This is a genomic window from Halomonas daqiaonensis, assembly GCF_900109725.1.
GTDB lineage: Bacteria > Pseudomonadota > Gammaproteobacteria > Pseudomonadales > Halomonadaceae > Halomonas > Halomonas daqiaonensis.
The window spans coordinates 78,437-87,837 of sequence record NZ_FOBC01000018.1 but is presented as its reverse complement, the minus strand read 5'-3'; the positions used below and the strand labels follow the sequence as shown (position 1 = coordinate 87,837).

Annotated in this window: 8 protein-coding genes; all 8 read right to left on the bottom strand. The window is 62.9% G+C overall.

Annotated features, from left to right (window positions below):
* Nucleotides 1-402, bottom strand: a 402-nt coding sequence (locus tag BMY30_RS13985; RefSeq protein ID WP_280140903.1) for a serine dehydratase beta chain, incomplete at its 3' end; no start/stop codon positions are given.
* 15 nt (nt 403-417) lie between these two features.
* Nucleotides 418-1,284 (bottom strand): formyltetrahydrofolate deformylase, encoded by an 867-nt coding sequence (gene purU / locus BMY30_RS13980; protein ID WP_089714756.1) that lies wholly within the window; start codon nt 1,282-1,284, stop codon nt 418-420.
* Nucleotides 1,285-1,288: 4 nt separating this feature from the next.
* Nucleotides 1,289-1,930 carry a sarcosine oxidase subunit gamma gene (locus tag BMY30_RS13975; RefSeq protein ID WP_089714755.1) on the bottom strand — a complete coding sequence of 214 codons (642 nt, stop codon included), beginning with the start codon at nt 1,928-1,930 and terminating at the stop codon, nt 1,289-1,291.
* Nucleotides 1,923-4,985: a sarcosine oxidase subunit alpha family protein gene (locus BMY30_RS13970; protein WP_089714753.1), complete on the bottom strand. Its 3,063-nt coding sequence runs from the start codon at nt 4,983-4,985 to the stop codon at nt 1,923-1,925. Before BMY30_RS13970 ends, BMY30_RS13975 begins: the two co-directional genes overlap by 8 nt.
* Nucleotides 4,982-5,347, bottom strand: coding sequence for a sarcosine oxidase subunit delta (locus tag BMY30_RS13965; protein ID WP_089714752.1), 366 nt, complete (start codon nt 5,345-5,347; stop codon nt 4,982-4,984). Before BMY30_RS13965 ends, BMY30_RS13970 begins: the two co-directional genes overlap by 4 nt.
* A 73-nt stretch (nt 5,348-5,420) precedes the next feature.
* A complete protein-coding gene (locus BMY30_RS13960) occupies nt 5,421-6,671 on the bottom strand; it encodes a sarcosine oxidase subunit beta family protein (protein WP_089714750.1) in 1,251 nt (416 codons plus the stop codon).
* 59 nt (nt 6,672-6,730) lie between these two features.
* The gene (glyA, locus tag BMY30_RS13955) at nt 6,731-8,059 is read right to left on the bottom strand and encodes a serine hydroxymethyltransferase (RefSeq protein WP_089714749.1); all 1,329 of its coding nucleotides are present in this window, start codon (nt 8,057-8,059) and stop codon (nt 6,731-6,733) included.
* A 169-nt stretch (nt 8,060-8,228) separates the two neighbouring features.
* A complete protein-coding gene (locus BMY30_RS13950; RefSeq protein ID WP_089714747.1) occupies nt 8,229-9,335 on the bottom strand; it encodes an FAD-binding oxidoreductase in 1,107 nt (368 codons plus the stop codon).
* Nucleotides 9,336-9,401 lie beyond the last annotated feature (66 nt).

The window sequence follows — 9,401 nt, the reverse complement described above, 5'->3', positions numbered from 1 at the left end:
GTCGGTGTAGGCGATCAGCCGCATGGCGTTGGGATGGTGGGGCAGACTCTCCTCGAAGAGCTGCATGTCTCGCGCCCACAGGAAGGGTACACGGTGGTGACCATCGAGGTGCAGCGCCTCGGCTTCCCGCAGAGTATCGATGCTGGGACCGATGATGTCGGGGTCGATATGGTTGGGCCGCTCGCCCATCAGGCCCATGATCACCGCACGATCGGTGCCGTGGCCGATACCGGTGGCCGAGAGCGAGCCGTAAAGCTGCACCTCGACGCGGGCAACTCGCTGGAGCAGCGAGCGCTCCTGCAACTCGCGGACGAAGTCGAAGGCCGCCTGCATGGGACCTACCGTGTGCGAGCTCGACGGCCCGACGCCGATCTTGAACAGATCGAATACGCTGATTGGCATGCTGTATCACCTTTGTTAGCGATCGAAGACCACCGTGCGCCTGGCATGGAGGAAGACTCTACGCTCCACGTGCAGGGCGACGGCCCGGGCCAGCGTCAGACATTCGACGTCGCGCCCCTTGGCGACGAGGTCCTCCGGGTAGTCGGTATGACTCACCGGTGCCACACCCTGGGTGATGATCGGCCCTTCATCCAGGTCGTCGTTGATGTAGTGGGCCGTGGCGCCGACCAGCTTGACACCCTTGTCGTAGGCCTGGTGGTAGGGCTTCGCTCCCTTGAAGCCGGGCAGCAGCGAATGGTGGATATTGATCGCCCGCCCGCTCAGCCGGGTGCACATCGCGCTGGAAAGTACCTGCATGTAGCGCGCCAGTATCACCAGCTCGGCGCCACTCTTCTCGATTACCTCCCATACCTGCGCCTCCTGCTCGGCCTTGGTCTCGGGGGTGATAGGCAGATGGTGATAGGGAATATTGTGCCAGGCAGCCAGGGGTTCGAGGTCCGGATGGTTGGAGACCACGGCACGGATATCGATGGGAAGCTGGCCTGTCCGGTAGCGATAGAGCAAGTCGTTAAGGCAGTGGTCGGCCTTGGAGACCATGATCACCACCGGCAAGCGCGTCCCGGGACGCGTCAGCTCGAAAGTCATGTCGAACTCGGCGGCGCGCTCTGCGAAGTCGGACTGGAAGGCCTCTGCATCGAAGTCCTCGGCCTCGGGCCGGAACTCGGTGCGGATGAAGAAGCGCCCGCTGATACGATCATCGAAGGAGTGCTGCTCGGTGATGTAGCAACGGCTCTCCTTGAGAAAGCGCGTCACCACATCCACGGTGCCCAGCAGGCTAGGGCACTGGGCGGCAAGAATCCAGCTGGCCGTGGAGTCACTCATGGGCTCACGTCTCCACACCGATGGCGTACTCCTCGCCGGCATCGAGCAGCCAGCGAAGACAGTAGTCGGCAAAGCTGCGGCGCACCACAAGCTCCCAACGGGTATCCGAGGGACGCCGAAGGATGGTGCTGGTCTTGGCAAAGACCGTGGTCACCCCCTTGCCGGCCGGGAAATGATCGGGATGCACATCGTAGACCACCGACTTCATCAGCAGCTCACGGGCGGCCTCGCCCTCGAGTTCGAGCAGGGTCTGACCGCCGCTGACATTGACGATGGCGAAGCTTGCATCCCCCAGGCGTTGGCGCAGGCGTCCCTCGAGATCGAACTCCTCGCCCCCTGGCACGATCAGCAACCACTCGTCCGGCGAGAGCCACTGGATCGAGCGCTCGCCCGAAGCGTCTAGGGTCAGTCCCTGGGGGCGACCGGGCAGGTTGATGCCCAACTCCTCGCGCACCGCCTCGTCGAGCACGATGGCACCCCCACGCAGAATGAGATGACCGAGGAAGGGCCGTTCGCGCAGCACCACCCGGCTATCGGCACCGGCCGCCGGCACGTTGCGCCGGCTCATCGAGAAGGCAAGCGGCGACTCGGCCATCGACAGGTCGGCGCGGGAGTCGAAAAGATTGACGCTGGACGGATTAGACATTCTGACGCTCTCCCTTGGGATCGACGAAGATCGGACTGACGATCTCGGCTTCGTGAGTGGTGCCGTCGGCCATGGGCATGTAGACGGTCTCGCCCATTCGATTCTGCCCCCCCTTGACCACGGCAAGGGCAAAGCCGGCCTCCAGGGTCGGGCTGTAATAGCTGGAGGTCACGTGCCCCACCATGGGCATGGGGATCGAGGCCTTGGGGTCGAACACGATCTGGGCCCCCTCCTGCAGCACCACCGTCGGATCCTTGGGCTTCAGGCCTACCAGCTGCTTGCGGTTTTCACGCCGGGTGTCGCTGCGGGTCAGGGCACGCTTGCCGATCCAGGGGAACGGCTTGTCGTAGCCGATGGCCCACTGCATGCCCAGATCCTCGGGGGTTACCGAGCCGTCCGTGTCCTGGCCGACGATGATGAACCCCTTCTCCGCCCTCAATACGTGCATCGTCTCCGTGCCATAGGGGGTCAGTCCGTACTTCTCGCCATGGGAAAACAGCGTCTTCCAGACATGCATGGCGAAGTGGGCCTGGACGTTGATCTCGTAGGTGAGCTCGCCGGTGAAGGAGATGCGGAAGACCCGGGCCGGCACGTCCGCCACCCTGCCCTCGCGCCAGTCCATGAACTTGAAGCTGTCCCGGTCGAGATCGATGTCGCTGATCTCGGCAAGCAGCCGGCGTGACTCGGGTCCCGTGATGGTCATGGTCGCCCAGTGATCGGTCACTGAGGTGAAGCTGACATCGAGTTCGGGCCACTCCGTCTGGTGCCAGAGCTCCAGCCACTCGAGGATCGCCGCGGCTCCGCCGGTGGTGGTGGTCATCACGAAGTGGTTCTCGGCGAGGCAGGCGGTCACGCCATCATCGGTGACCATGCCGTCGTCCTTGCACATCAGCCCGTAGCGGCACTTGCCGACGGCGAGTTTTTCCCACTTGTTGGTGTAGATACGGCCCAGGAACTCACGGGCATCGGCTCCCTGGATATCGATCTTGCCCAGGGTCGAGGCATCGAGGATGCCCACCTTCTCGCGAACCGCACGGCATTCCCGTGCCACCGCCTCCGACATGCTCTCGCGTTTGCCATTGGCGCCGCGGCGGTCTTGTTGAGGATAGTACCAGGGACGCATCCACTGCCCGACCACCTCGAACTCGGCGCCACGCTCGACATGCCAGTCATGTAGTGCGGTGTAGCGCTCGGGATCGAACAGCTCCTTGCAGTGGCGGCCGGCGATGGCGCCGAAGGTCACCGGCGTGTAGTTGGGACGGAATACCGTGGTCCCCACCTCGGGAATCGAGCGCTTCAGGCAGCGCGCGGCGATGGCCATGCCGTTGATATTGCCGAGCTTGCCCTGATCGGTGCCGAAACCCATGGCCGTATAGCGCTTGACGTGTTCGATGGACTCGAAGCCCTCGCGCGTGGCGATCTCGATGCCTGCGGCGGTGACATCGTTCTGCAGGTCGACGAACTGCTTGGGCGCGCGCAAGGTCGGCTTCTCGTGGGGTACCTGATAGAGCGCGCAGGCCTCTCCTTCGGACAGGACATCCACTCGGGGAAGCTCGATAGTCGCGGCCTCGAAACCACAGGAGGAGGCAGCCTGCAGCCCTGCCTCGCGCCCGTCTGCCAGCACCTCGGGAAGCGGATAGGTACCGCTTGCTCCGCCAGCGGCGCTGACCCCCTTGACCAGGGAGGGCACGAAACCCAGAATCCTGTCGTTCCAGCTGGGGCGGGCCCCGGTGTGGGAGGCCAGATGGATCACCGGACTGTAACCCCCGGAGCTGGCAATGGTGTCGCAGGAGAGATCCTCGACGGAGCCAGTGACCCTGAAGCCCTCGAGATCGATCTTGGCCACCCGGGCAGCCGACACTCGGTTCGTGCCCTTGGCCTCGATCACCGCACTGCCGGTGATCACCCGGATGCCTAGGCGGCGTGCCTGTTCCACCAGCTCGCCAGCAGGATTGGCTCGTGCGTCGACAATGGCCACCACCTCGCGCCGGGCGTCCTTGCCCTGTTCGGCCCAGTCCAGGGCGGCGCGATAGGCGTGATCATTGCTGGTGGAGAGCACCAGCTTCTGGCCGGGTATCACTCCATAGCGACGGATATAGGTGGAGACAGCGCCGGCGAGCAGGTTACCCGGCACGTCGTTACCCGCATACACAAGGGGGCGCTCGTGGGCACCGGTAGCGAGTATCACCCGGTCAGCCCGGACATGATGCATGCGTCCACGAGATTGACGACGACCATTCACCCTTGGTGCCGTATCGGCAAGATGGTCGGTACGCCGCTCATGCAGCGTCACGAAATGGTGGTCATGGTAGCCATTGGCCGTTGTACGCGGCAGCACGGTGACGTTGGCCAGCTCGGAGAGCTCGGCCGTCACGGCACTCAGCCATTTCTCGGCGGGTTCGTCGTCGAGCAGTTCAGGTGTCGCGAGCAGGCAACCCCCCAGCTCCTCCTGCTCATCGCAGAGGATCACCCGGGCACCACTGCGCCCGGCTGCCAGGGCGGCAGCGAGCCCCGCTGGGCCGGCACCGATCACCAGGACGTCACAGTGCCGATGCTGGTGATCGTAGATATCGGGGTCGGATTCGGTGGAGCTACGCCCCAGGCCGGCACTCTTGCGGATGTACTTCTCGTAGGTCATCCACAGTGAAGCCGGCGCCATGAAGGTCTTGTAGTAGAAGCCTGGAGGCATCAACTTGCCCCCCAGCTTGCCGACGACACCCATCAGGTCTCGCTGCACGCTGGGCCAGCCATTGGTACTGCGAGCGACCAGACCCTTGTAGAGGGCCTGCTGGGTAGCACGCACATTGGGCACCTGGGAGGCTTCGGAGGCACCCAGTTGGACCACCGCATTGGGCTCTTCCGCGCCGGCGGTGACGATGCCGCGAGGGAGGGAATACTTGAAGCTGCGATTGACCACATCCACACCGTTGGCCAGCAGCGCCGATGCCAGGGTATCGCCGGCATGGCCCTGATAGGTCTGGCCATTGAAGGTGAAGCTCAGTGGGCGCGAACGGTCGATGCGCCCACCCCGAGCAAGACGATTGACCTGGCTCATGCGCGGACTCCTTTCTGCTGGGCGGAGGTTTCGCTGGTAGTCCTGCCGGGCTCTCGGCCCGTACCATCGACGGCGACACGATCCGCGGTGATGCGGGGTTGCTCGCCCATGGGGTAGGTCTCGAGGATCTCGTAGCTCACCGTATCGCGAGTGATGTTGAAGAACTTGCGACAACCAATGGCGTGCACCCACAGCTCATGGTGGATACCGCGGGGATTGTCGCGGAAGAACAGGTAATCCCCCCACTCTTCATCGGAGCAGGCCTCGGGGTCTTGTGGCCGGGCAATGTGTGCCTGGCCCTTGGCATGAAACTCCGGCTCTTCACGGAGTTCCTGGCAATACGGACAGTAGATCAGAAACATGAAATCTCCCCCTCCATCACCGGGATGAAAGTCGTTATCCAGGGCTGTGCTGTCAGGCAGCAGCGTGCGGAACTCAGTGGGCCACGCCGGCAGCGCCGTGCTCGTCGATCAGCGCCCCGCTGTGGAAGCGATCGATGGAGAAGGGTGCCGCAATAGGGTGCATCTCGCCCTTGGCAAGGCTGGCAGCGAATACGTGGCCCGAGCCCGGCGTGGCCTTGAAGCCGCCGGTACCCCAACCGCAGTTGAAGAAGAGGCCCTTGACCGGTGTCTTCGACAGGATCGGACAGGCATCCGGGCAGGTATCGACGATGCCTCCCCACTGGCGATTCATGCGTACCCGAGAGAACATCGGGAACATCTCGACGATGGCCTGCAGGGTGTGTTCGACGGTGGGGTAGCTGCCACGCTGGCCATAGCCGTTGTAGCCATCGATACCGGCGCCGATGACAAGGTCGCCCTTGTCTGACTGACTGATATAGCCATGGACCTGATTCGACATCACCACGGTGTCGAGAATCGGCTTGAGCGGCTCCGAGACCAGCGCCTGCAGCGGATGCGACTCCAGTGGCAGGCGGAAACCGGCCATCTTCGCGAGCACCCCCGAGTTGCCGGCGGTCACACAGCCGATGGTGCTTGCTTCGATATCGCCGCGGTTGGTGTGCACCCCATGGACGCGACCGTCACGAATCTTGAAGCCGGTGACCTCGGTGTTCTGGAGCAGATCGACACCCTGGGCATCGGCGGCCCGGGCATAGCCCCAGGCCACGGCATCATGGCGGGCCACGCCGGCGCGAGGCTGCCAGGAGGCACCCAGGACCGGGTAGCGGGCACGCGTCGAGCAGTCGAGAATCGGCACGATCTCCTGGACGCCCCGCGTGTCGAGCACCTCGCCGTCGATGCCATTCAAGCGGTTGGCATTCACGCGGCGCTGGATATCACGCATGTCCTGCAGCGTATGACCGAGGTTCAATACCCCGCGCTGGGAGAACATCACGTTGTAGTTGATATCCCGGGAGAGCCCTTCCCAGAGCTTCATCGAGTGCTCGTAGAGGGCCGCGGATTCGTCCCAGAGATAGTTGGAGCGCACGATGGTGGTGTTTCGTGCGGTGTTACCGCCACCCAGCCAGCCCTTCTCGAGCACGGCGACATTCTTCACGCCATGCTCCTTGGCCAGGTAGTAGGCCGTTGCCAGGCCGTGCCCACCGCCGCCGATAATGATGACGTCGTACTGTTTCTTGGGTGTCGGGTTGCGCCACTGGCGCTCCCAGTTCTCGTGATGGCTCAGCGCGTGCTTGACCAGCCCGAAGCCTGAATAACGTTGCATGTTCTCTCTCCTGGATCGGCCGTGGCCGGCGGGGCAGGCGCCACCCTGACGAAATCGGCTCAGGCGATGGATGACGCCTTGTCACTGGCTGTTGTCGCCGCGCTCTCTGCATAGACCGGATAGCGAGCACAAAGCCCCTCGGTCTTTTCACGCACCTCGGCTTCCACGGCAGTAGTGCTGCCCTGCTCGGCCAGCACATCGAGGATGTCGCAGATCCAGCCGGCGAGTTGCTCGCAGTCATCGGTGCCGAATCCGCGAGTCGTCACCGCGGGTGTTCCGATGCGCAGGCCGGAGGTCACGAAAGGGCTCTGGGGATCATTGGGGACGCTATTCTTGTTGACGGTGATATGGGCACGACCCAGGGCAGCGTCGGCATCCTTTCCGGTCACGCCCTGACGGATCAGCGAGACCAGGAACAGATGATCGTCGGTACCGCCGGAGACCACGTCGTATCCACGGTCGATGAAGACCCCGGCCATGACACGGGCGTTGTCGATCACCTGCTGCTGATAGGTCACGAACTCCTGGCTCATCGCCTCACGGAAGGCCACTGCCTTGGCGGCGATGACATGCATCAAAGGGCCGCCCTGCTGGCCCGGGAAGACGGCGCCGTTGAGCTTCTTGTGAAGGCTCTCATCGGAATGGGAGGAGAGGATCAGGCCTCCGCGTGGGCCGCGTAGGGTCTTGTGAGTCGTAGTGGTGACCACGTGGGCATGGGGCAGCGGGCTCGGATAGAGACCGGCAGCGACCAGGCCGGCCACATGGGCCATGTCGACCATCAACCAGGCGCCCACCTCGTCGGCAATAGTCCGGAAACGGCGCCAATCGACGACACGCGAATAGGCGGAGAAGCCGGCGATGATCATCTTCGGCTGATGCTCGCGGGCCAGACGCTCAACCTCGGCGTAATCAATCTCGCCCGTCTCGGGGTTCAGGCCGTACTGCACCGCATTGTAGTGCTTGCCGGAAAAGTTGGGTGCCGCACCATGGGTCAGATGGCCGCCATGGGCCAGGCTCATGCCCAGCACGGTGTCGCCCGGGGAGACCAGCGCCATGAACACGGCGGCATTGGCCTGGGCACCGGAATGGGGCTGGACATTGGCGTAATCGGCGCTGAACAGATCACAGGCACGCTCGATGGCGAGTTTCTCTACCTTGTCGACGAACTCGCAGCCACCGTAATAGCGCTTGCCGGGATAGCCCTCGGCATACTTGTTGGTGAGCTGAGAGCCCTGGGCTTCCATGACATACCGACTGGCGTAGTTCTCGGAAGCAATCAGTTCAATATGTGCCTCCTGGCGCTCGGTCTCCTCGGCGATGGCCGAGGACAGGGAGGGATCATAGGCGGACAGAGAAGCCTGGGGGCGGAAACCTTCACGGTGGGTCATCTGGGGAACTCCGGATTTATTGTCGTTGGGAAGATCGATTCGGTTGTGATGCATGCGGTGATGGTATCCCCCGAGGGTGTGCAGCATGCTGCTCGCAAGCGTCACGGGGCAGTGTGTTTACGACAGAGGAAGCCTTTGCGACATGCTGGACGACCGGCAACTCGCCCACTCAGTAATCAACCACCACATCACCGAGCGGCTTACTGCAACAGGAGAGGATATAGCCCTCGGCGAGGTCCTCGTCGGTGATGCCCCCGTTGTGATCCATATCCACCTGACCGGAGCTCAGGGGGACCCGGCAGGTTCCGCAGATGCCCATGCCGCAGGCCTTGGGGATGTGCAGGCCAAGCTTAGCGGCAGCGGAGTGCACCGTTTCGCCGGGATGGATGCGCACGCTCTTGCCCGACGTTGAGAATTCCACGCTGATCAAGTCGGCGGTATCGAACTCCTCGGCCAGCGCTTCGGCCTGCTCGACATTTTCCTGCACCTCCTCCTGCACATCGATCGGCGTGGCGGCGAAGGACTCCTCGTGGTAATGGCTCATGTCGAAATTGTTATCGCGCAGGAGTTTCTTCACGGCGTTCATGTAGGGCGTAGGGCCGCAACAGAAGATCTCGCGACTCATGAAGTCCGGCACCATCAGCTCGAGCATCGCCTGGGCGAGGTAGCCCCGGTAACCTGCCCAGCTCTCGTTCAGTTCGCCGCTGCGTTCGGTCACGATATGCAGCTTGAATTCAGGAATACGCGAGAAGATATGCTCCAGTTCGCGATGGTAGATGATGTCGCGAGGGGAGCGAGCGCTATGCACGAACTCCACGTCAACCATGGAATTGGTATCGAAGAACCAGCGCACCATGGACATCAAGGGGGTGATTCCCACGCCACCGGAAAGCAACAGAACCTTATCGGCGGGATAGTCCATGATGTTGAAGTTACCCACCGGGCCATGCACCACCAGTTCGTCGCCGGCCTTCAGGTTGTCGTGAAGCCAGTTCGAGACCTTACCGCCAGGCAGGCGCTTGACGGTGATCGAAATACTGTAGGGAATCGACGGTGAGCTCGAGATGGTATAGGAGCGCATGACCTGCTGTCCGTCTATCTCCAGCTCGAGGGTCACGAACTGCCCCGGCTTGAAGAAGAACAGTACCGGCTGCTCGGCCATGAAACAGAAGGTACGGACGTCCCAGGTCTCCTGGATCACCTTGACGCAACGCACTACATGGCGGCCGTTGGTCCAGGTCTGGGTCGTGACGGGGTTGAGGAAACTCATTGTCATTATCGTGTCGCCTGCAATGCACCATGGAAGGCTCGGCTGCCGCGCCATCGCCCGTTGCCGGCATTC